This window comes from Wolbachia endosymbiont (group A) of Volucella bombylans (assembly GCF_964026965.1).
GTDB lineage: Bacteria > Pseudomonadota > Alphaproteobacteria > Rickettsiales > Anaplasmataceae > Wolbachia > Wolbachia pipientis.
Genome location: NZ_OZ034717.1, coordinates 1,127,411 through 1,149,737, shown reverse-complemented (window position 1 = coordinate 1,149,737; position 22,327 = coordinate 1,127,411). Strand labels below are relative to the sequence as shown.

Sequence of the window (22,327 nt, the reverse complement as noted above, 5' to 3'; positions counted from 1 at the left end):
GGCAGAAACAGCAAAGAGGTCTAAATGTCAACGTTATCTATAAAAATCGGAGCAGTCTTAGATGGCAGCTTTAATACTGTAATAAAAGGAAGTAGTAGTCAACTTACTCGTCTTGGTGAGAATATAAGAAAGCTTGATTCATCTTTAAAATCAGTATCAAAATTTAAACAGTTAGGTCATGATGTTTTGACTAGCAAGAGGTCATGGAAAGGTTTTGAAGATCAAGTAAAATCTTTAGCTAAACAAATGAAAGCGATGGAGAAACCGAGCAAAACTTTAAAAGCAGAATTTGACAAGGCCAAAACCTCCGCAATAAAAGCAAAAGAAGCATATTTGAAAAAGAGAGATGCTTTACATTCATTCAATGAAGAAGTAAGAAAAAGTGGCAGAAATATTAAGTCATTAGTAAGTGATCAATATAAACTTGGCTCTTCTATTGAAGTACTAAAAGGTAAGTATGGTAAGCTTGGGTCTGCAATACGTAGTCACCAAAGTTTTTTAGCAAGCAAAGCACATTTTAAGTCACAAATTATAGAGACTGTTGGACTAGGACTTTCACTTGCGGCACCAATTAAAGTTGCGATTGACTTTGAAAGTGCTATGGCTGATGTTAAGAAGGTAGTAAACTTTACTCAGAACACAAATGAGGCCGAAGAATTTGCTCAAAAATTAAAGAAGTTATCTCGTGAAATACCGCTATCAGCTGCAGAGTTAGCACAAATAGCTGCAAGTGGTGGTCAGCTTGGTATCGACAAAGATAAGCTACTTGAATTTACCACAACAGTAGCTAAAATGGCCACAGCATTTGACATGTCTGCTGAACAAGCTGGTGATTCTATTGCCAAACTCGCTAACATTTATGGAATCGCAGTAGAGAAGATGGAAGAAGTTGGTGATGTTATAAATTACCTATCAGATAATACTGCAGCTAAGGCGAACGATATGATTGAAGCACTCGCTAGAGTGGGTGGTAATGCAAAACAATTTGGTTTAGATATTAATCAGACAAGTAGTTTAGTAAATGCCTTCGTTAGTTTAGGTAAACAACCTGAAAAAGCAGCAACTGCTGTCAATGCTCTGCTTTCTAAACTTCAAACTGCTGAAGGGCAAGGAAAAGAGTTCAAAGCAGCATTGGAATCGATAGGTATCACTGCAGAGGAAATGTCACAAAAGGTTGCTGAAAACGGGCAAAACGCTCTACTTCATTTTTTTGAAATTTTAGAAAAAGTAGGACAGGAACGTTCACAAATCCTTCTCAATCTCTTTGGTCAAGAATATCAAGATGATATTGCATTGATAGTTGGGAGTTTGGAAGAATATAAAAAAGCAATAGATTTTGTGGCTGATAAAGAAAAGTATAATAAATCTATGCAAAAGGAATTTAATAACCGTGCAAGTACTACAGCAAATAATTTGCAGCTACTTAAAAATACAATAGCAGAGCTAGGAATGAACTTAGGGTCAGTTATGCTACCTCCTTTAAATTGGATAAGTAAGATTTTGAGGTCAATATCTACAGGTATAGCTTGGTTCGCAGAGAAGTGTCCAATTTTAACTACAGGAGTTATGAGCATAATTTCAGCTCTTATTATTGGCAAGATTGCAGTGGTAGGTTTTGGTTATGCATTTGCATTGGCTGGAGGTGGAATACTAACTTTTAAGGCTATTTTGCAGGGAACACTTTTGCCAGTATTAACTTCGTTATCAGCGCGAGTAATTCCAGCAGTAATCATGGGACTGAAAGCTTTAACGCTAACCAATCCTATAGGAGCTGCTATTGCTGGACTATCAGTTGGTGCAGCGCTTGTAATTGCTAATTGGCAAAAGGTAAAGGACTTTTTTTCAAGTCTCTGGAAATCAATTACAAAATCTATAGAAAATTGGATTGGTATAGGAAAATTTTTTAATGATAGTCCAATAAAAGCATTAGAGAAACCAGTAGAAGCAAAAATAGGCAGTGCAACTAGTGAAAATAATGTTTTTAGTAAAGGAAATCCTTTATTGAATAATAATGCTTTTAGTAGAATTTCGAATAGTAGAACGAATATTGAAAGTGTGATTACAGAAAAAAGTTCTGTAGCAGATAATTCAGAGAAAGTTTTAAAAGACTGTGAAAAGTGTGAACAAAAAATTTTCAATCAAACTTTTACATTTAATATAAGTATAAAAGCAGAACCTAACCAAGATGTACGTAGTCTTGCTGATGCAGTAATAAAAAGAATAAGGGAAAAATCTCGTGATGTTTTATTTGATTCAATAGAACCAATTTACTAATGCTATCACTTGGTCAACATAAGCTTTCTCCAACAAGTGTAAGGTATAGTAAAGAAAATCGTTGGAGTACAATTGAGTGCATTGGTAAAATACCTTCATTACAAAATATTGGTCAAGGTGCAGAAAATATAGACTTAGAAGGAGTAATTTATTTCCATAATCTGAATGATTTAAATCAATTAAAAAGTATGAAAGAAACTGAGAAAAATCATGAACCAAGTATCTTAGTAGACAATTTAGGGAATGTTTTGGGAAGATTTGTTATTGTGCGGTTAGAAGAAAAGCAAACGTCGTATTTTCCCTGTGGATTACCAAAAAAGGTTGAATTTAGCTTAAGTTTAAGGAGTTATGTATGACAGTACATTATATAACCCGAGAAAATGAAATGTTAGATTACATATGTTTTAAGCACTATGGATATAGCTCTGGAGCAGTAGAAATAGTATTGGAGGCTAATCCTGGTCTTGCAGAGTATGGAAGTTTTTTGCCTACAGGATTAAAGATCAGGTTACCTAGAATACAAGAGCAATTAAAAAAATCGAAGTTAAAAGTGTGGGAATAAATGAAACCTGAATTTAGCATTGAAGGAATAAAAGATCATGTAATATCGGTGCATCTTACTGATGAATCTGGTACTATAGATGATGTTGCAGAGGTATGCGTTGATTATGGCAATGAAAATGTGGAAGTTCCAAATGAATTGAACATAGCACTAGGTTATAAGGAATTTGGAATCTTTCCAATGGGTATATATACAGTCAACGAAGTGACTATACAGGGTCCACCTAAGACTCTACTAATCAAAGCTCATGCAACAAATTTAAGAATATCTTTGAAGGCAAAAGTATCAAAAGAATGGCGCCAAATTACCATAGAAAACTTAGTAAAAGAAATAGCCCAAAAACATGGATATGGACATAAAGTTGCTGAGGAATTTAAGAATGTATTAATACCCCACATTAATCAGGTAGATGAAAGTGATATAAGTCTGTTAACAAAGATCGCAACAGAGCGTGAAGCAATGGCCAAATTAGCTGGTGGGTATGTATTGTTTATTTCAAAAAATATGGCAAAATCAGCCACAGGAAAAGCTTTAGGAACAACAACTATTAGACCTCAAGACACAATTAATTGGAAAGTGCATTTTACCGTACGTGATAAGTATAATTCAGTAGTAGCAAAATGGCACAGCTATGAAAAGGGCGAAACTATTAAAGAAACAGTTGGTAGTAGCGAGCCAAGTTATATTATGCTGGAACTTTACTCTAATGCAGAGTCAGCGCTGAGTGCAGCAAATGCCAAGTTGAAACAATTGAAGCGTAACAATGAAACTTTAGATATAACTATGCCTGGTAATCCAGAGTTATTTGCAGAAGCTAAACTTAATCTTATAGGTTTTAATCAAGCGGTAGATGGTGAATGGATAGTTAACAGAGCGGAGCATACTTTAAATAGCTCGGGTTACCTTACTATGTTGTCAGCATCTTTGAGTAAGTAATGTTAAGAAAAAAATGAGTAATGATCTATTTAATATGAAGAAACTGTGTGCGAAATATGAAAAAAATAAAGTCTAATGAAAAATATAAGTTACATTTCGCATGGTTCGCACTATTAATAGTATGTCTTGTTATTACATATTGCTATCAAAAATCTAAAGCTACAGATAATTACAAAACAATCTTACGCATTGCTTCTGAAAATTGTAATCTAGATGTAGTAAAGTTTTCAGTAAAGAACCTATTGAGCATTAACACACAAATTCCTAGATTAACGGCGCTACATTGTGCAGCAGAAGGAAAATGTCTAGAATTAGTAAAATTTCTAGTGAATGAAGGAGTTGATATAAATGATACAGGTAGATATAAAGGATGGACAGTATTACATTCTGCCGCATACGGAGGCAATTTAGAGATAGTTAAGTTCTTATTAGAAAGAGGTGCTAATCCTAATACTAGAGATACAGATGGAAAAAACCCTCGGGATGTAGCTGTAATAGAATCAAGGCACAACAAAGATAAACCTTACAGAGAAATTATTAAGCTACTTGCAAATGCAGAGGAACAGCATAAATCAAAATAGTAGTTACTAAAGTAGCTATCCATAATAAATTCATACTTTAAATCATTATGCAAAATCAAAAAATCCCAATTACATTAATTATCACGTTATTAATCCAAACCGTAGCATTGATATGGTGGTTATCCAAGTTAGACTCAAGGGTACAATTTCACGATAAACTTATTGAATATGGTTTAATGGAAAAAGTGTTAGTACTTGAGGAAAGGGTGAAAAATCTTTCTGAGGAATTAGATGAATTCAAAGATAACTTAAAGTCTGGTGTATAATGCTTAGACTGCGATTGGCGATTTTTCCAATTTTTGACGTATTGTTCAACTAGTGGAGAATCTCCTGTTATGATCAGTAGGTTTTCAGCATTTCTTTGCTGAGCGGCATCTGAAAAGTTAAATGATCCGGTTATGATTTTTTGCTCATCAATAATAATTACCTTGCTATGAGCAATAGCGGGTTTAAAGTCAATCCATATCGGGATTTTGTGCTCAAATAATTCGTTAATTACACTATGTTTTGAACTAGTTTGTGATTCATCTAGAATAACCTTAATATCAACTCCACGCTTTTTAGCTTGAACCAAGGATTCAGCAATAGGCTTTGAGGTAAATTGGTATGCCTGAACCAACAAGGATTTTTTAGCATGACCCACGGAATCAATTATTAGGTTGGTGCAATTTTCTCCAGGCGTGAAGCAGACTGTGGCTTTTGGGCAGGAAACACATCCCGATAAAAGCGAACAAGTTAATAAAATCAATAAATACCTAACCATGGCAAAATACATCCTTTCAATTGACGGCGGAGGCATAAGAGGCATCATACCAGCCATTATTCTAGCAGAAATAGAAAAAAGAACAAGAAGAACTATAGCTGAAATCTTTGATCTAATGGCTGGTACTTCAACCGGTGGGATTGTTGTGGCAGGATTATGTAAAAAAGATAAACCTCAATATTCTGCTAATGATTTAGTCGAGTTCTATCGGGAATATGGACCATATATTTTTAAGTCTTCATTTTTGAGAAGATCAATATTATCTTGGTTTAACTGTACACAATACCCACATAAAAATATTGAGTATGTACTTCATAAATATTTTGGCGATGATGTCTTTAAAAACACTTTAAGTAATGTGTTGATTACGAGTTACGATATTCACAATAACTGCCCATTTTTCTTCAAAAGCTGGAAAGAGGATAGGAATTTTATTAAATTAAGGGATGTATTAAGAGCAGCAACTGCAGCACCTACTTACTTTGCACCTAAATATCTTAAAATTAACCAAAAGGAAATGGTATTAGTGGATGGAGGGGTTTTTGCCAATAATCCAGCGGCTTGTGCATATGCAAGTAGTAAAAGGTTATTTCCAAATGATGATATTGTACTGTTATCGATAGGTACTGGAAGAACAGATAGAAGCATAGAGTATGCCAATTCAAAGAGATTTGGAAAAATAGGCTGGGTAAAACCACTACTACATGTGATGTTTGCCTCAAGTTTAGATGCAGTAAATTACCAACTTGATCAAGTTATAGCTGATAAATATATACGCATACAATCGCAATTGAAAATAGCATCACCTGACATGGATAATATTACATCAAAAAATATCAAATCTCTTCAGCAAGAGGCAAAGGCAATGATAGAGAATAATCAAAAAGTAGTCGATAAATTTTGTAACATTGTGTCTTAATTTACATCAAGTAAAATATAAAGCTTTCATTGAGCCAGAAAAGTAAAATAAGCAAATTTGCCTTGTTGAGAAATCTTATTATCTTTGTGTACTACTTTCTTTTTCACTACTAAAAAATCCACGTAAATGGTTAAAAACCTTTTCAATAAAAAGCTCGCTTTCCTCTCCTGTAAAAGCTTCTTTTATTTCATGCAAACTACTTGTTACCTTATTGCTATTTTTTATGACTGAGTAGCTTTCAATAGCTTGGCAAGCAGACAAAATAGTTATTGCCCCTATTATAGTTGAAACAATTATGGCAATTAAAGGTGCTATTGTTGTAAGTACTGCTGCAATTAATGAGATGCCAACACAAAACGCAATAGCTGAAATGCAAAATGCTACTGTATGTTTCTTTTCATGACTAACCATACACACCTTCTTAATAAATCTGTTAAAAGGATAACTTATTTTTTTAGTACCGTCAATATTTTTAGAAAAATTGGCATACTCAAGATAATCATTTGTGATACCAATGAATTACATTAAGCAAATTCTAATTTAGTTAATTCACTTCAATCTATTTGAACATTATATATTAAACACAGAAGCACAAGAATTTCATTCAGTAATTTAGATATATTAAATATACAATTATTTTTATTGATATTTTAATGTATTATTTATGAGTAAGTAAACTACTGAAATCTTTAATCCAGGTTAAGTTTTGAAAGCATGATTTTCAAGCTCCTCAATAGAAATGTCCAGCATAAGTAGATTATTTGCAACCTTTATCTATATTAAGTATATAACTACTTTTACTTATATCTTTAACACAATTCAATTTTCACACTCATCAGTAGTTAGGCCACTTGCTCGCACAATAATATCAATAGCAACACCTGCCTTTGCTAGATTTTTCGCAACTTTGATCTTTTCTATTTTTTTAACTTTTTTCTTGCCATTTTTCATACTTTCAGATAGAGATTTGACTAGTGATTCTTGTTCTCCGTACTCATCCATTAAACTCAATAGCTTTTTGCTTTCTCTTGTTTTAGGTAGCAGAACTTTAATATTCACTGATAATCCTTCTGCTATTTGATATAATTTGTCAAATGATATGGCAGTGTATCCTATTTCATATTCGTGTATTTCCTTGAGTGTTAAACCAACTTTATCCGCCAAATCTTTTTGAGTATATCTTCTTATCAACCTCCATTCTCTTATTCTTTGCCCTATTCTGTAGTATATAGAATCAGTGCAGACTTCTTTCTCTGTATTATCATACTCGTAAATAGATAAGCCGGTTGCTTGGGAAATTATGTCAACTGAAACTCCTTCTTTAACTAGATTTTTTGCTACTTCTAATCTTGCCTCCTCTTGATTGATTTTCTCGCTAATATGAACAAACCTGATTAATGAAGGTACTATTTTGCCTAACTTTTGATTCTCATATATTTTTGTTAGATAGAGTATTTCTTCGTCTTCATCTTCATACTCTCTTACTGTTATTGGTTTAGGTAATAGATCTACAACATTAACTGACAGTACTCTTGCTATTACATATAGTACTTCAATCGGAATAGGAATATACCCATTTTCATAATTGGTTACTTCTTTATATGCTAATCCGATTTTACTTGCTAACTCTGCTTGAGTACACCTTTGCATTAATCTACAATCTTCTATTTTTTGCCCTATTTTGTAGTGTATAGAACTAACATCTCTTACAGAAACAAACATATATACCTTACTTAGAAATAAATTTTCATGCAATTTGATCAGCGGATAAACCAACTATTTGCAAAATAATATCAATAGAAATTCCCCCTTTTACTAAATCCTTTGCAACTTTGATCCTTTCCGCTTTTCTTACTTTTTCTTCACAAATCCGTATGCCTTCAAACAAAGATTTTATTAGTGCATTACGTAGTTCTTGACTTTCAATCTTTTTGTATTCTTCAATTAAATTCGGTAGTTCATTTTCTACTTTACTACCTTCCTCTATTAGCAGATCTGTAATATTAATCGATAATGTTTCTGCTATTACATATAATTTTCCCAGTGGAGTAGCTACACGTCCTTGTTCATAGTTGCTTATTTCGTGACGGGTTGTATTCATTTTCTTTCCTAAATCTTTTTGAGTATACTCTTTTACTAGCCTCCATTCTTTTATCTTCCTTCCTATTTGGCAGTAAATAGAACCAACTTTTTCTTCAACACATTCATCAGCAGAGAGACTGATTGTTTTTGCAATAACATCAACAGAAACTCCTGCTTCAACCAAACCCTTTGCAATTTTTACTTTCTCTGCTTTCCTACTACTTTTTTCACTAACTTGGACAAATTGGGTTAATAAACAAAACATCTTACGTAACTCCTGATCATTAATCTTTTTATATTCTCTTACTAGATTTAATATTTCTTCTTCCTCATCTTCAAGACAGATTTTTTCATTTGATACAGGAATAAGATCGGTAATACTGATTGATAGTGCCTCAGCTATAGCATATAACCTTTCAATTGAAATTCTACGATTCCCTTTCTCATATTGCAGTATTACCCAGTATTTTACACCAATTTTCTCAGCTAAATCTTTCTTCTTCCTCATCTTCAAGACAGATTTTTTCATTTGATACAGGAATAAGATCGGTAATACTGATTGATAGTGCCTCAGCTATAGCATATAACCTTTCAATTGAAATTCTACGATTCCCTTTCTCATATTGCAGTATTACCCAGTATTTTACACCAATTTTCTCAGCTAAATCTTTCTGAGTATACCCCCTCTCTAACCTCCAACTTTTCACTTTTTCCCCTACTTCATAGTCTAGAATTTTTTCCACGCAAAGAACCATACATATAATATTTTCTACTATAGCTCAAAGGCTCCAGATATAACGGTAGAAAAAACCTCTGGAACCTTAAAGTTTGCTGTAGACGCATTAAAGTTCCCTAAAGGTTTCTTTACTACCTCCACATACCCTATTTACCCATGAAGACAATACTTCATCATTGCTAATCTCTTTTATAGCATACTTTTCATTCCATATGCCACATCTAGTGAAATTACCTCTTTCTACCACTTCCTTAAGCTTCACTCCCCCAAAGAGGCAATTTTTTCCAATTTCTTCGCCTCTTTTTTGTAACTCAGCCCACATTTCCTTGTTTTCTACTCTGACTTGTACTTGATCATATTTTTTTACATCGTGGTACAATATAATATTTAGCTTACCAATGCTTGTAGGAAACTCTAATATAATAGAGCTTTCATCTGACATATCGATATAGTTTCTTATACCTCCCTTCTCACTTTTAACCTCAACTGCATCATTGCCAATTTTTAAAATATTAATTCCTAACTCTCTCAGTATTTTGGCTACCTCTACCTTGCTATCCCCAGAAAATTCTATATACGATGTTGTATTATCTATCTCAACATCTATTAATTCTCCTTCTTGCATAGCATTTTCGCCAGCTTTCTCTAGTTCTTCTAGTCTCTCATCTATCTGTGGCTGAACTTCTGGCTGTAGCTCATTATAGATTTCACCTATTAGTTTATTCTGCAATAAAGTATCATGAAAATCTGCACCACTTAGCATTAATTTACGCATTATCTTTTTTCGATCAGTCTTATCAAATTTATGAAAATGTGTACCCAATACTACATACTCTGCAATGCTCCATTCCCCATCGTTATATGCATTTATTCTTGCTCCAGAGGCTAGTACTTGGTCTATAGTTTTGTGCAATTCATTTACGTTTTTTGCCTCTACCACTTCACTTTTAAACCAGCTCAACTTTTCGCTTTCGCTTATACTTGGCTTTATTTTTTGCAAAGCTGAAGCAAATGGATTTAACCCTTCTGGATAATCTGCTTGATTACTCAAAGGTTTTGTGCCATAAATATAGTCAAATCCTTTCCCATAGTTGATTTGGTTTTCGCGAACTTCTCTACAAGGGAAAGGTACTACTTCTTTATCTCCAAGCTTTTTAGCATTATTAATTTTGCTTACAAAGGTGGATTGCTCCTTAGTACGACCAATTCCTACAATAGCATTTAACATCTCACCTTTTGATAATCTATCAAGATCAACGTTTAACTCGTAAACACCCCCCTCTTTATCACTAAAAGGTACAATTATTTTATTATTCATATTAGCCTCCGCTATTAAATATACTTTCTAAGTGTATAGTTATTATACACTGTATTACTTATTATAAATTATAGTGAGTAGATTTGCAAATACTTTCTGCTATAACAATCCGTTTTCTCTAAAGCTAAAATAGCCACCACTTGTGATGATAATGTGATCAAATAACCTAACGCTTACAGTACTACATGCTGCTGCTAAGCTCTTCGTTACTTCTTGATCTTCTTCTGATGGTTCTAAGCGTCCCCCAGGATGGTTGTGTGACATTATTACTAATGTTGCATTCTTTATTAATGCTTTTCTTATAATTTCCTTTATGTATACTGGTGCTTTTTCCATTTCACCAATATAGGATTCTTCTCCAATTAGTTGACGCCTTTTATTCAAGTACAGTATTTTTACACATTCCCTCTCTGCATGACCTATACTTACGTTTAAGTACTCTACTAGCCCTTGTAAGTCCATTATTGGCTCACTCTTAAGCTTTTCTTTCAGTACCCTTTCTAGTGTTTCCTTAACACACATAATCATTGCTACTGCAGAATCAGTTACTCCTTCTATAACTTTCAGGTCATCCATTTCTCGGCCTAAAATCCTTCCTACTCCCGTATAAGTGTTCACCAGATTTTTAGCAATTTCTTGAGCTTGTGGTCTTTCATGTACTGCACTTAAAAACGTTTCCATTATTTCACGATCAAGTAGTGCTTTGCCTTTGCTTTCTAATATTCTGAATTCGATTTCTTCTTTACTTTTATTCATATAATTTACCCTTCACTAACAACAAACTTTTTTTAAATATTTACTGCTGTTTTTTTATCAGCATTGGCATAGAGCCATAGCTTTCGAGTGAAGTCAAATCAATTTTTCAATCTTTTTTACTTGTTTTTTCATTAAGAAGTAAAAATATTAATATATAATGATTTTTTATTTTAAATTTGTTGAATTTCGTTCAAAGAGATGCCTACCGCTTGCAAAATAATATCAACAGAAATTCCTTCTTTTACTAAATCTTTTGCAATTTTGATTCTTTCTTCTTCTCTAATTTTCTCCTCACAAATTTGTATGCTTTCAAACAGAGATTTTATTAGCGCATAGCGTAATTCTTGACTCTCAATTTTTTTGTATTCTTTTATTAAATCAGGTAGCTCACTTTCTACTATCTCATCTTCCTCTATGAGCAGATCTGTAATGCTAATTGATAATGTTTCTGCTATTGCATATAATTTTTCCAGTGGAATGGCCACACGTCCTTGCTCATAGTTGCTTATTTCATCACGTGTTGTATCCATTTTCTCAGCCAAATCCTTTTGAGTATACTCCCGTACTGCCCTCCACTCCTTTATCTTTTTTCCTATTTGGTAGTAGATAGAACCCGTTTTTTCTTCAACACATTCATCAGCAGACAGACCAATTGTTTTTGAAACAGTATCAACAGAAACTCCTGCTTTAATAAGACCTTTTGCAATTTTTATTCTCTCCGTTTTTTTACTATTTTTCTCACTAACTTGAACAAATTTGGTTAGTAAACAAAACATTCTACGTAATTCCTGATCATTAATCTTTTTATATTCTCTTACTAGATTTAGTATTTCTTCTCCCTCATCTTCAAGACAGATTTTTTCATTTGATACAGGAATTAGGTCTACAATACCAATCGACAATATCTCTGCTATAGCATACAACTTTTCAATCGAAATTTTACGTGTTCCTTTTTCATATTGTAGTACTACTTGATACGTTACACTGACTTTCTTCGCTAAATCTTTTTGAGTATATCCTCGCTTTAACCTCCAGTTCCTTACTTTTTGTGCTATCTGATACCTTATTGAGATGTTTGCCATAAATATTATACATGTTAATACTACCAAACAAAGATATACAAAAACTTCTATGTTTGCATTTTAGTTGAATATTTCTTCAGAATTGTGTATAATTATTAATGCTTTTTAGGTACTCTTGCTATGGCTCTCTCGAAGTTTCTGGATCCCAAGAATGATGTCGCATTTCGCCGTATCTTTGGCACTGAAAAGAATAAAGACATCCTCATTCACTTTCTCAATGATATTCTGGGTTTTACTGGCAAAAATGAAATAAAGGATATAGAGTTTTTAAGTACTATTCAAGACCCTGATATTGCCTCTAAAAAGCAAAGCATTGTTGATGTATTATGTAGAGATTCCACGGGGGTGCAATGGATTATTGAAATGCAGGTCGCTAAAACCAAAGGCTTCGAGAAACGTGCCCAATACTATGCTGCTAAAGCCTATTCAAGACAAGCCGATAAAGGTGATCAATACCAGGACCTTAAGGAAATTATCTTTATTGCTATAGCAGATTGTATTTTATTTCCTGATAAGTCTGAGTACAAATCAAAGCATACTATTCGCGATGAAGATACTAATGAACGTGATCTAAAAGATTTTTACTTTATATTTATTGAGTTGCCTAAATTTCCAAAAACAAAAGAAGATCAGCTTTCAAGTATAGTTGAAAAATGGGTCTACTTCTTTAGATATGCAGATGAAACTAGTGAAGAAGAGCTAGAGAGAATAATAGGAAGTGATCTAATAATTAAAAGAGCGTATGAAGAATTAAATAGGTTCAACTGGTCAGAAAAAGAATTTATAGCCTATGAACAAGAGATAAAGCGTATTCGTGATGAACAGGCTGTCCTCGCTCAAAAACTCGATGATGCCACTCAAAAAGGTAGACAAGAAGGTAGACAAGAAGGCATCCAAATCGGCCATGAAAAAGGCAGAAAAGCAGAGAAAATTGAGGTTGCAAAGAATCTACTTAAAGCAGGAGTTTCTATTGACATTATAACTCAAACTACTGGTCTTTCTGTTGATTATATTGAGAAAATTCAAGAAAAGAAGTTTTAGCCATAACGTTTTTTTATTAAACCCTCTATTCTGGTAATTTTAATATTGCAATCCATTCTAATTTCTGTATAATGCCTTTTTTACATGACACTGTTAATACTTAATAGGGGGGATAATGCCAACACAGAAAGAGCTTCGGGCTACGATGTCCAAAAAATTACAGGAAGCTATTAAACATCCAGATCCAGCAGTTGTTGCCGGGAGGAAGTCAGCTATCAAGAGATGGGTGGGAGTCCTTCAAGATAACTTTATGGAGCACATAAAATACTTTAAGGGTGATAAGTTGAAGTTTTTGCACAATGTATTTCAAGATGAAGGTTGCTGGTCAGGTGTAAGGTTGGATAATGCTGCTTTAGGTCAAAGGTTTACTGAAGAAAAAATAGGTGGAATAGATAATCCACTTCGCAAATATGAGATGGCTTGTAGTTACTGTGTAGTGGATAAAATTCATCCTCTCTTTCAAAAAAGATTTGAATCTTATAGGAACAAGTTTCCTCCTGGTGCATTTGATGGTAAAACTGAAACTGAATTTGGCAAATACGTACGAAACTCGTTACTAGATAGCATAAAGAGGAAAGGTCCTGTATTTGATTTCTGGATCGATAGAGAATCTGGGGAATTAAAGAAGTATGATGCAGTAGAAGGTTTTGACAGTGCTGTAAAACTTAAGTGGAGTGAAGGGGTAGAGTATTTTTATAATCATTTAAAAGAAGAAGATAAGGAAAAGAAGCTCACAGAAGCTATTCTTGCTCTTTCTCGCGTTCAATCTGTTGAGAAAGACGCCCCTATTTTAGATTTTTGTGTAAATAAGATAGTCGATAAAGATACTCTTTTACAGAAATTATCACAGAAAGATAAAGGAGTATATTCCCTTTTTGCTGAATTAATAGAGTCATGTTTTTTTGATACGGTTCATGATTTGGTACAGTGCTGGTGTTATAAAGAAGTTTCAGCAAGAGGAGACTGTTCGGACAAAATATTCTCACAGCGAGACTATGAGCTTTTTCTTTCCTCTCTTTCAGATGTGATGTTGAAAAATCCTGAATCAAATGTTCAAGCTAGATCTCTTATTATGGAATTTTGGGAATGTGGTAGCTTGTATCAATACAGAAAAGCTGCTGTTAATACTTCTAATTATACAGTTCCTACAAGTGGTGTATTTGCAGAGTTAATAGTCAATTGGAGACGAGAAGACATTTATAAGACTGATGAAGAAAAAGAAATAGAGAAAAAAGAAATATTAGATATGATGTCATTTGCCAAAGATTGCTTTCCTGAAAAGTTTGAGCTCTTTAAAAAACTAATAATAAGAGACCTTAGATTATGCGGTAGGGAAGGTAAAAGAGTAAATGTAGATTACGGTCTGTTTGCAGAAGAATTATTCTCTGAGTTAGAGAAAACAATTTTACCACCTGGTCCTGTAGGTGATGGTCCTTGCAGTAATTTGCGATCACGATCTAAAGCTCATGGTAGTAAGAAAACAACTTTGCCAGTTGATGATAGTCCGCAGTCTGAGCTTGGAACTCCTAGTGTAAGTGGTGTTTCTTCTTATAAGAAAAAAAGCGTCTTTACGCTTAGTGGTAATAAGTAATCCACTTATGAACTCTTGGTGTTTCTGGTCGTAGTAAATAAGGGGTATTTTGTATGAGTAATGGTGATGGACTTATTAGGAGTTTGGTGGATGGAGATCTTGAAGGATTCAGACAAGGATTTGAATCTTTTTTAGATCAATGTCCATCTTTCTTGTATCATGTAAGTGCAGGTCGTTTCCTTCCTGTATTCTTTTTTAGTATGTTTTCTACTGCACATGATGCTAATATCTTAAATGCAAATGAGAGAGTCTATTTTCGTTTTGATAACCATGGTGTTAATCCACGTAATGGTGAAAATCGAAATACGGCAAACCTAAAAGTTGCTGTTTATCGTGACGGACAGCAAGTTGTCAGATGCTACAGTATTTCTGATCGTCCTAATAGTGATGGGTTGAGGTTCAGTACAAGGGAGAGAAATGCTCTAGTACAAGAGATTAGACGGCAAAATCCAAATTTAAGGGAAGAAGACCTAAATTTTGAGCAATACAAAGTATGCATGCACGGAAAGGGCAAGAGTCAGGGAGAGGCAATTGCAACGGTATTCGAGGTAATTCGTGAAAAAGATCGTCAAGGTAGGGATAAATTTGCCAAATATTCAGCATCTGAAATCAATCTTATTAGACGGCTCTTAGGAGATCACAGACTAACAATTAAGGAAATAGAAGGAAGACAACTCAATCAAAATCAGCGTAGACAACTTGGTAGGTTGGTCAATTTTGCGCAAGTAGCACAGGGTCAACAAGGAATTGATAATTTTATGGAAATGCTAGCGAGTGATAGAAGACAAGATGTAAGAGATAGAATACGCAGAGAAATTTTGCCATACATAACTGACATCTATAATAATTACAGACAAGTACTGGAAAATAATATTGAAAATCGCAATCAAAGATTTGAGGGTCACGGGTTTTTATTAGGTTTCTTAGCAAATTTTAGTCATCGCTACACAATAGGCATCGATCTTGATTTATCTCCTAGAAACACACATGTTGCATTTCTTGTACGTCATCAAGCAGAAAGAGAAAATATTCCTATTGTTATTAATCTTGCTATATTTGACACACCGTCAGATGTTACATTAAACTGTGCCATAGGCTACGCTGGAAGGTTACACACTTCTTCATTTATACCTATCCATACTGAATCAAGAAATACTGTCTGTGTTGGATTAAATTTTAATTTAGATCTAGATCCTTTTAGTGTTGATACAGTAGAACTTCAACAGGATAGATTTCCTTTAGTACAAAGATTATTTGAGTGTTTGGAGAATGAAGGCATTAGAGAAAATGTTAGAGATTTCTTGCTTCACCATCTTCCTGCTGAAATACCAAGAAATGCAGAGAATTATAATAGAATATTTGATTGCATAACTGGCTTTGCTTTTGGAAGTAGTGCTTTTGATAGGCACCCTTTAGAACTAGAAGAGGAAGACGAAGCACCTATAACAAAGTACATATTTAGACATGGTGATGAGGGTTTAAGATGTTTAACTATGGTCTTTCATGCTGAAGGTTCTGATATAGTTATACTTCATATTAGAGCTCACGATGCGCAACAACAAGGAGCCATCAATTTACAGACTCTTAATGTTAATGGAAATGATGTTCATGTGTGGGAAGTTTCATGCACACTTAATAATCAACTTGAACTAGATATTGATCTACCAAATGACCTTGGTTTATATCACGATTACCAAAATAATAATGCAAATAATTTTCTTGCTGGTGATCTTGTACAAGTGCCCAATACTGAAAATGTACATAATACTTTAAATCAAGTTGTGAATGATGGCTGGAAAAATATAGCTCAGCATAGAGGATTATTTCAAGAGATCTCTGGAGCATTGATGCCGCTTGTGGATACAATAAATGTTAATAGTGAGGATAAGTTCCGTTCTATACTACATGGTACATTTTATGCTAGTGATAATCCTTATAAAGTGCTTGCTATGTATAAAGTTGGTCAAACATATAGTTTAAAAAGGGGGCAGGAAGAAGAAGGAGAAAGGGTAATACTCACAAGAATTACAGAACAGAGATTAGATCTTTTATTATTAAGACAACCTAGAGAGAATGACCTAGATACTCACCCAATTGGATATGTGTTAAGACTTGCTAATAATGCAGAAGAAGTAGGACAACAGCAAAATGATGCGAGACAAGAAATCGGAAGACTTAAGAAACAACACAGAGGATTTATACCTATTACTTCTGGAAATGAGGTGGTTTTGTTTCCTATTGTGTTTAATAGAGATGCACGCGAAGCAGGTAATCTTATACTTTTCCCAGAAGGGATAGGAAGAGAAGAGTATGTACACAAGCTTGATCGTCATGTTCGCGGTTCAAGACCAGGAGGATTAGTGGGACCTGAAAGTGTTATTGATGAGAATCCACCAGAAGGTCTATTATCAGATCAGACTCGTGAAAACTTTAGGCGTTTTTACGAAGAAAAAGCACCAGGACAAAATTCGATTTTTTTGCTTGATATAGGCGACAATCTACATGTTCCGTTTAGTTACTTGCAAGGTACTAGAGCACAGGTAATAGAAACATTAAAGTCAAGAATAAGGGGAGGTGGTACTCCTACAGCACAAGGAATATTACAACAAATAAATGCTATCCTTCGTAGAAACAACGCTCGTGAGATAGAAGATGTGCATGATCTACTTGCACTAGACTTTGCAACAGATAATCAAAATTATCGTTATTGGCTACAAACTCATGACATGTTTTTCGCTGCACAACAATATACTTTCTATGATGATCGATCTAATCCAACTAATAATCGTCATGATTTTACAATAACTTCAGTAGGAGTCGATGGAAATCAAAATGATCCAACAGGTAGGGGCTTATTAAGTAGTCACATAGCTAACTTTAAACAAAAAGTAGATTCGGGTGAAAAAGATAGATTAATTGCTATTATTAATGTAGGTAATCGTCATTGGGTTACATTAGTTATTGTACACCAAAATGGAAATTATTATGGGTATTATGCTGATTCACTTGGTCCAGATAGTGGTATTGACAATAATATTCGAGGAGCTTTAAGAGAATGTGATATTAACGATGATAATGTCCATAATGTTTCCGTTCATCAGCAAACAGATGGCCATAATTGTGGCATATGGGTATACGAAAATGCTAGGGATATTAACCAAGCTATTGATCAAGCTTTACAGGGAAATAATAACTTTGGAGAGAAAGGTGAGGGTATTATAGGTTATATACGTGGTCTTCTTAGTGTAGGCATTGGAAATGACACTAGACAATCTCAAAGAAATGAACAATACTTTAAAAATCGGAGAAGAAATATTTCACAATTATTCCAAAATGATCCTCTATCTTCTCCTAGGGGTAGACTGATTCAAGATCATCCAGGAATTCAACATGAAATTGATCCATTACTATTACAATTTTTAGGACTCCAATACCCACAGCGTGGAGGTGGAGGAGCATTACAATTAGGCGGAGAAAGAGTGATATCAATTGATTTTGGTAACCCGCAGTCTGCATTAGATAAAATTGATGGAGTGAGTAGAGTTTATAACCATAGCAATAGTAGAGGTAGTAGGTAGAAGTTAATAGGTGGATGAAGTTTTCTTTACTCTATATTTACGCATTGGTTGTAATCGGTCTTCTAGGTTGTTTCTGCATATTTTATCTTACTATTACCCACAAATATAAATGTTTGTTGCGTAGCTCTTAATGGCATAACTTTTGCTTGAAATAACTGTTTATATGGTGCAATTTACAGCTTTTAGTTGCTAAAATTATAACTCTTAGTTTAATAATTTTAATCCAATAAGCTTTCAGGTTAATAAAATTAAATTATTTGAGTAAATACAATACTATGTTTTTATTTGTGGGTAATAGTAAGATATTTTATGGTGGTGTTTATTAACAATAATATAGAAGACTATTATTAAGACTCTTGTCCGTAAAGCACCTTCATTTGCTCCTCTCATGAGAGTGATATTTCCTTCAAATCAGCTAGTTTTAGATGCTGAGGTTGTGTGCCGTTTAAAATGGCTTCCTTAATTTTGGGTATCAAATAATTTAAACGTAAGACCCATTGTAAAAGATAAGATTTAATTTGAAAGAAAAATTGATGTGGTTAAAACTTGACCTTGCGCAGTATAGGAATATTTTTTATAAAAAGAACAATATCGATTTGAAATGTAAAATTATCATAAATTTTTCTTTTTATTCTCAAATGAATTACTATTAATTCAGTAAACTATATTATTAATATCTCAAGTAAATCAACCATTTTCAGCGCTCAAAACCAAGTGCGGTGAGAACAAGTTTTTTTGGTATGGATTGGACTACCATGTGTACCCTACGAACTTTTTTATATGGTAATTTCACTGTAAGCTAAAACCAGCTATATTGGATCACTTTCGCTAAATCTACGTACGAACTGGTTTGCCTAATTTTGTTGTAACAATTTCAAGCTTTTATTTTTACAACCCTATTTTTACGCAACGCGTTCTCGTAAATATACGTACTATTTTTGTGTTTTTGGGGAAAGTAAATAATTAAATCCTTTACGACGCTAATTCGCAGTATGTTTCTAATGCTATTTTCACTGCTTCAAATATAATTGACATTATATTTAAAACATATTAGACTTAGTTATATAATAATAGAATTTATATATATGATATCTGTAGAAATTAATAATTTAAATCAAGGATGGCGTTGGCGTAAATAATTTTACATCAATTTTAGGCTTTGTTTGAATTGTAGTTTTTATAGGGTATCACGATGTTGTTTTCCGTCATTTTTAAAGCTTTCTATTATAAGAAGTATCTTTTAGCGTTTCTATCTGTCCTGTTTTTTACTGTTGCAGTTTATGCTAATCATAAAAATATTGGTATTATTGTACCTCTTGAACATGAAGCAATGACTCAGATTGTTAATGGAATTAAAGAATCGTTGCAAGACCAGAGTGTTAAAATTACAGTTAAAAATGCTCATGGGGATCCTAATGTTTTACTCACAATAATTAAGCAAATGCAGCAGCAAGACATACTCATGCCTATTGGTTCTTCTACCTCTCTAATGACTATTTCTCATATAAAAAATAAACCTATCGTTTGTGTAGCTGCAGCAATAAATAACAAAAATCATCCCTTGGTGACCGGGGTTAATGATGAAATATCGATAATAAAGTTAGTTGATAAACTACCATCGTTGTATGATATAACATTATTATATAGTAGTAGTGAAAAAGTAGCACCTGCAGTAAAAGAATTAAAATTATATGCAGAAAAAAATAATATTGTTCTCCATAAAATGATGATAAATAACTTGACTGATCTCCCGCTAGCGGTAAAAAATAGCCCTAAAAATACGCAAGCTTTTCTAATCTTAAAGGATCATTTACTAGCAAGTGGCATAAATATCTTAAAACAAGAAGCGGATAATAGATCAATTCCTATAATTGCTTCAGATGAAGGGTCAGTAATTGACGGTGCAACTATAGCAATAGGGGTACGAGAAAAGGAAATTGGAGTTAATAGTGGATTAATTGCCAAAGATGTTTTAAACGGCATTCTCCCTAAAAATATTCCTTTTAAGCTTATGGATAGTTTAATGCTCTTTATTAATTCTAAATCATTTTCTAGACAAAAGATTCTAACTAAACTTGAAATATCTTCTTTACCATTTCAGCGTATAGAAATTGAGTAACAAATAATGGACATACTATTTATAGCGTTAGAACAGTCCTTTTTAATACTACCTCTTATTTTGGGGATGTATATAAGTTATGAAATTATGAAAATTACAGATTTAACTGTTGATGGTACTTATGTTTTAGGGGCCGGTATATTTGCCCGTACCATTGATTTTGGGCTATTTCCAGCATTAATATTTAGTATGCTTGCAGGTATGATAGTTGGAAGCATAGTTAGTTTTATGCAAAAAAATGACCGTATTGATAGTTTAATAGCCGGAATACTTGCAAGCTTTATGCTATATTCGGTTAATCTGCGAATACTTAGACGCCATAATATATCAATATTAGGAACGCCAACGATCTTATCATTATTTAATTTAGAAAATTGGTTGATTCCACTAACTATAATCAATTGTATTATCATTATATCACTAGTATTTTTACTAAATGGAAGGTTAGGATTATTACTTCGAGCATTTGGCTATAATAAAAATTTATTGGGTATTTTAGGGAAAAGACCGGAAGTTTATCGAACTATAGGTCTTGCATTAAGTAATGGATTCGCGGCTCTAACAGGTGCGCTTGCTGCTCAAGTAAATGGATTTGCGGATATTAATATGGGAATAGGACTTGCGCTTACTAGTGTTGGAGCTATTGTCATCGGATTACATATTTTTAGAGGTAATCCTCAGTATTTTCATATTTTTATGCAAGTAATTGCATGTTTTGTCGGAATATTTTTTTACTTTGTAAGCCTTAGCAGCATATTGCATATAGGAATTGATCCTGTAAATTTGAAGCTTGTTTTAGGGGTAATATTATTTATATCCTTGCAACGCAATAGGAATTATGGATAAAGAAAAAATATGGAATCTTATTTATATGCTAAAGAAATTGAGTTTAAAGTAACGAACCGTGATAAACCAATAATTTATGATACTACCCTTAATATTGACAAAGGTGAATTTGTAGTGTTACTTGGGGCCAATGGAAGCGGTAAATCTACCTTAGCTAAAATACTAGCCGGCTATCTTGCACCAACGAAAGGAGAAGTATTTTTAAATCAATTACCTATTGATAAAATCTTACCTATCCAAAAGGCTTTTATGGTTGTTACTTTAACCCAAAAAGCTGAAGATAGATTATTTACTGAATTAACTCTGGAAGAAAATATTCTTCTATGGGAAAGTAGGTTCCCAAAGAATGAGCGTTTTACAAGTAAAGAAGTAATTTCTAAAACCTATGCCCCTAAAAAATTTTTATCTCTTTTAAATCAACCGATAAATAATTTTTCTGGAGGAGAGAAACAAGCTATTTTATTAGCCCTTGCAATTAGTCATCCACCTCAAATTTTATTTCTGGATGAACATACAGCAAGTTTAGATCCGAAAGCTTCTAAAGAAATTATTGCGATAACAGCTAAAGTAATAGAAGAACATAACATCACTTCAGTAATGATAACTCATAATTTAGAGGATGCTGTAAATTATGGCAAAAGGATTATAGTATTGGATAATGGGCGAATAGTAATAGATAAAGTAAAATCTTTTAATTTTTACTTAAAAGAGTTAAAAGAAATTTTGAACTCTCTATAACAAAATTGATTTATTAGTAAGTATGGTTGTAGCTTTACTTTTGGAATATTCAAAAAAGCATACGCGTCAAGTTAAGGAAAAGTAGCTGATAAAAAGGGGCAAATGCTTTTAAGTAGAGTATCATCTCTTTGCATTTGATGGCGGTAAATAGGCACAATGTTGTTACTGGCAGGTGTAGCTAATTAAAAGTAGAAGCATCAATGTCAGTGAAGTTTAAAAAATACAAAAGTTAGAAAAATTATGCTTGCATTGGTTTTCTATCTACTATACATAATATTTCTATAAGCTGGGGAAAGCGTATTAAGTGAAGGTATTTTAAAACTTGAGCATGGTTATGGTAAGGCAGAAGTAAACAATCAAAAAAGCCAGAGAAGAGTAATAGTTTTAATGCGGTGGGCTAAGAAT

19 protein-coding genes and 2 pseudogenes are annotated in these 22,327 nt (G+C 33.3%); 13 read left to right on the top strand and 8 right to left on the bottom strand.

The window, feature by feature from the left end; genetic code table 11:
* The first annotated feature begins 24 nt into the window (after window positions 1-24).
* The 6 genes from AAGD51_RS05790 to AAGD51_RS05765 are packed head-to-tail and all read left to right on the top strand — an operon-like array spanning window position 25 to window position 4,619.
* A complete protein-coding gene (locus AAGD51_RS05790) occupies window positions 25-2,274 on the top strand; it encodes a phage tail tape measure protein (protein ID WP_341810422.1) in 2,250 nt (749 codons plus the stop codon).
* Window positions 2,274-2,630 carry a phage tail protein gene (locus AAGD51_RS05785; RefSeq protein ID WP_038536970.1) on the top strand — a complete coding sequence of 119 codons (357 nt, stop codon included), beginning with the start codon at window positions 2,274-2,276 and terminating at the stop codon, window positions 2,628-2,630. Before AAGD51_RS05790 ends, AAGD51_RS05785 begins: the two co-directional genes overlap by 1 nt.
* Window positions 2,627-2,836, top strand: a complete 210-nt coding sequence (locus tag AAGD51_RS05780; RefSeq protein ID WP_038536967.1) for a tail protein X — start codon at window positions 2,627-2,629, stop codon at window positions 2,834-2,836. The genes AAGD51_RS05785 and AAGD51_RS05780 overlap by 4 nt, the downstream gene beginning before the upstream one ends.
* Entirely contained in the window at window positions 2,837-3,772 is a 936-nt protein-coding gene (locus AAGD51_RS05775; protein WP_264331024.1) for a phage late control D family protein, read from the top strand.
* Between the two features lie 56 nt (window positions 3,773-3,828).
* Entirely contained in the window at window positions 3,829-4,353 is a 525-nt protein-coding gene (locus AAGD51_RS05770; RefSeq protein WP_007301895.1) for an ankyrin repeat domain-containing protein, read from the top strand.
* A 47-nt stretch (window positions 4,354-4,400) separates the two neighbouring features.
* Window positions 4,401-4,619 carry a hypothetical protein gene (locus AAGD51_RS05765; RefSeq protein ID WP_264331023.1) on the top strand — a complete coding sequence of 73 codons (219 nt, stop codon included), beginning with the start codon at window positions 4,401-4,403 and terminating at the stop codon, window positions 4,617-4,619.
* Here the strand turns inward: AAGD51_RS05765 and AAGD51_RS05760 are convergent.
* Window positions 4,610-5,116 (bottom strand): annotated as a pseudogene (locus AAGD51_RS05760) (phospholipase D family protein); the annotation flags it as partial. The gene AAGD51_RS05765 and the pseudogene AAGD51_RS05760 sit on opposite strands and share 10 nt — an antisense overlap.
* Here AAGD51_RS05760 and AAGD51_RS05755 point away from each other — a divergent pair.
* Window positions 5,115-6,035: a patatin-like phospholipase family protein gene (locus AAGD51_RS05755; protein ID WP_264330454.1), complete on the top strand. Its 921-nt coding sequence runs from the start codon at window positions 5,115-5,117 to the stop codon at window positions 6,033-6,035. The pseudogene AAGD51_RS05760 and the gene AAGD51_RS05755 overlap by 2 nt on opposite strands.
* Window positions 6,036-6,113: 78 nt before the next feature.
* Here AAGD51_RS05755 and AAGD51_RS05750 read toward each other — a convergent pair whose 3' ends face one another.
* The 7 genes and pseudogenes from AAGD51_RS05750 to AAGD51_RS05720 form a co-directional block, all read right to left on the bottom strand.
* Window positions 6,114-6,446: a hypothetical protein gene (locus tag AAGD51_RS05750; RefSeq protein WP_264330455.1), complete on the bottom strand. Its 333-nt coding sequence runs from the start codon at window positions 6,444-6,446 to the stop codon at window positions 6,114-6,116.
* Between the two features lie 408 nt (window positions 6,447-6,854).
* Window positions 6,855-7,757 (bottom strand): helix-turn-helix domain-containing protein, encoded by a 903-nt coding sequence (locus AAGD51_RS05745; RefSeq protein WP_264337295.1) that lies wholly within the window; start codon window positions 7,755-7,757, stop codon window positions 6,855-6,857.
* Between the two features lie 25 nt (window positions 7,758-7,782).
* Window positions 7,783-8,646 carry a helix-turn-helix transcriptional regulator gene (locus tag AAGD51_RS05740; RefSeq protein WP_341810420.1) on the bottom strand — a complete coding sequence of 288 codons (864 nt, stop codon included), beginning with the start codon at window positions 8,644-8,646 and terminating at the stop codon, window positions 7,783-7,785.
* A pseudogene (locus AAGD51_RS05735) lies at window positions 8,624-8,872 on the bottom strand (helix-turn-helix domain-containing protein); the annotation flags it as partial. The pseudogene AAGD51_RS05735 and the gene AAGD51_RS05740, both read right to left, overlap by 23 nt.
* 87 nt (window positions 8,873-8,959) lie before the next feature.
* Entirely contained in the window at window positions 8,960-10,171 is a 1,212-nt protein-coding gene (locus tag AAGD51_RS05730; RefSeq protein ID WP_264330458.1) for a hypothetical protein, read from the bottom strand.
* 99 nt (window positions 10,172-10,270) lie between these two features.
* Window positions 10,271-10,927, bottom strand: coding sequence for a RadC family protein (locus AAGD51_RS05725; RefSeq protein WP_264330402.1), 657 nt, complete (start codon window positions 10,925-10,927; stop codon window positions 10,271-10,273).
* A 170-nt stretch (window positions 10,928-11,097) separates the two neighbouring features.
* On the bottom strand, window positions 11,098-12,009 hold the full coding sequence (locus tag AAGD51_RS05720) for a helix-turn-helix domain-containing protein (RefSeq protein ID WP_264330403.1): 912 nt from the start codon (window positions 12,007-12,009) through the stop codon (window positions 11,098-11,100).
* Between the two features lie 120 nt (window positions 12,010-12,129).
* On the opposite strand from AAGD51_RS05720, the gene AAGD51_RS05715 reads away from it, so the two are divergent.
* From AAGD51_RS05715 to AAGD51_RS05690, 6 genes are all read left to right on the top strand, one after another.
* Window positions 12,130-13,050 carry an Rpn family recombination-promoting nuclease/putative transposase gene (locus AAGD51_RS05715; RefSeq protein ID WP_264337290.1) on the top strand — a complete coding sequence of 307 codons (921 nt, stop codon included), beginning with the start codon at window positions 12,130-12,132 and terminating at the stop codon, window positions 13,048-13,050.
* A gap of 145 nt (window positions 13,051-13,195) precedes the next feature.
* Entirely contained in the window at window positions 13,196-14,641 is a 1,446-nt protein-coding gene (locus AAGD51_RS05710; RefSeq protein WP_319606848.1) for a cytoplasmic incompatibility factor CifA, read from the top strand.
* A 53-nt stretch (window positions 14,642-14,694) separates the two neighbouring features.
* Window positions 14,695-18,219 carry a cytoplasmic incompatibility factor CifB gene (locus AAGD51_RS05705; protein ID WP_019236548.1) on the top strand — a complete coding sequence of 1,175 codons (3,525 nt, stop codon included), beginning with the start codon at window positions 14,695-14,697 and terminating at the stop codon, window positions 18,217-18,219.
* A 1,192-nt stretch (window positions 18,220-19,411) separates the two neighbouring features.
* On the top strand, window positions 19,412-20,338 hold the full coding sequence (locus tag AAGD51_RS05700; protein WP_208571533.1) for an ABC transporter substrate binding protein: 927 nt from the start codon (window positions 19,412-19,414) through the stop codon (window positions 20,336-20,338).
* A 6-nt stretch (window positions 20,339-20,344) separates the two neighbouring features.
* Window positions 20,345-21,184, top strand: a complete 840-nt coding sequence (locus AAGD51_RS05695) for an ABC transporter permease (protein WP_208571534.1) — start codon at window positions 20,345-20,347, stop codon at window positions 21,182-21,184.
* A gap of 9 nt (window positions 21,185-21,193) precedes the next feature.
* Entirely contained in the window at window positions 21,194-21,922 is a 729-nt protein-coding gene (locus AAGD51_RS05690) for an ATP-binding cassette domain-containing protein (protein ID WP_208571703.1), read from the top strand.
* The last annotated feature ends 405 nt before the right edge of the window (window positions 21,923-22,327 follow it).

Excerpts from the sequence above, each read along its gene's own strand:
- AAGD51_RS05785 (WP_038536970.1), top strand. The coding sequence starts at position 2,274 with ATGCTATCACTTGGTCAACATAAGCTTTCTCCAACAAGTGTAAGGTAT.
- AAGD51_RS05710 (WP_319606848.1), top strand. The coding sequence starts at position 13,196 with ATGTCCAAAAAATTACAGGAAGCTATTAAACATCCAGATCCAGCAGTT.
- AAGD51_RS05780 (WP_038536967.1), top strand. The coding sequence starts at position 2,627 with ATGACAGTACATTATATAACCCGAGAAAATGAAATGTTAGATTACATA.
- AAGD51_RS05740 (WP_341810420.1), bottom strand. The coding sequence starts at position 8,646 with ATGAAAAAATCTGTCTTGAAGATGAGGAAGAAGAAAGATTTAGCTGAG.
- AAGD51_RS05720 (WP_264330403.1), bottom strand. The coding sequence starts at position 12,009 with ATGGCAAACATCTCAATAAGGTATCAGATAGCACAAAAAGTAAGGAAC.
- AAGD51_RS05750 (WP_264330455.1), bottom strand. The coding sequence starts at position 6,446 with ATGGTTAGTCATGAAAAGAAACATACAGTAGCATTTTGCATTTCAGCT.
- AAGD51_RS05725 (WP_264330402.1), bottom strand. The coding sequence starts at position 10,927 with ATGAATAAAAGTAAAGAAGAAATCGAATTCAGAATATTAGAAAGCAAA.
- AAGD51_RS05690 (WP_208571703.1), top strand. The coding sequence starts at position 21,194 with ATGGAATCTTATTTATATGCTAAAGAAATTGAGTTTAAAGTAACGAAC.
- AAGD51_RS05775 (WP_264331024.1), top strand. The coding sequence starts at position 2,837 with ATGAAACCTGAATTTAGCATTGAAGGAATAAAAGATCATGTAATATCG.
- AAGD51_RS05695 (WP_208571534.1), top strand. The coding sequence starts at position 20,345 with ATGGACATACTATTTATAGCGTTAGAACAGTCCTTTTTAATACTACCT.
- AAGD51_RS05765 (WP_264331023.1), top strand. The coding sequence starts at position 4,401 with ATGCAAAATCAAAAAATCCCAATTACATTAATTATCACGTTATTAATC.
- AAGD51_RS05715 (WP_264337290.1), top strand. The coding sequence starts at position 12,130 with ATGGCTCTCTCGAAGTTTCTGGATCCCAAGAATGATGTCGCATTTCGC.
- AAGD51_RS05700 (WP_208571533.1), top strand. The coding sequence starts at position 19,412 with ATGTTGTTTTCCGTCATTTTTAAAGCTTTCTATTATAAGAAGTATCTT.
- AAGD51_RS05790 (WP_341810422.1), top strand. The coding sequence starts at position 25 with ATGTCAACGTTATCTATAAAAATCGGAGCAGTCTTAGATGGCAGCTTT.
- AAGD51_RS05755 (WP_264330454.1), top strand. The coding sequence starts at position 5,115 with ATGGCAAAATACATCCTTTCAATTGACGGCGGAGGCATAAGAGGCATC.
- AAGD51_RS05770 (WP_007301895.1), top strand. The coding sequence starts at position 3,829 with ATGAAAAAAATAAAGTCTAATGAAAAATATAAGTTACATTTCGCATGG.
- AAGD51_RS05745 (WP_264337295.1), bottom strand. The coding sequence starts at position 7,757 with ATGTTTGTTTCTGTAAGAGATGTTAGTTCTATACACTACAAAATAGGG.
- AAGD51_RS05730 (WP_264330458.1), bottom strand. The coding sequence starts at position 10,171 with ATGAATAATAAAATAATTGTACCTTTTAGTGATAAAGAGGGGGGTGTT.
- AAGD51_RS05705 (WP_019236548.1), top strand. The coding sequence starts at position 14,695 with ATGAGTAATGGTGATGGACTTATTAGGAGTTTGGTGGATGGAGATCTT.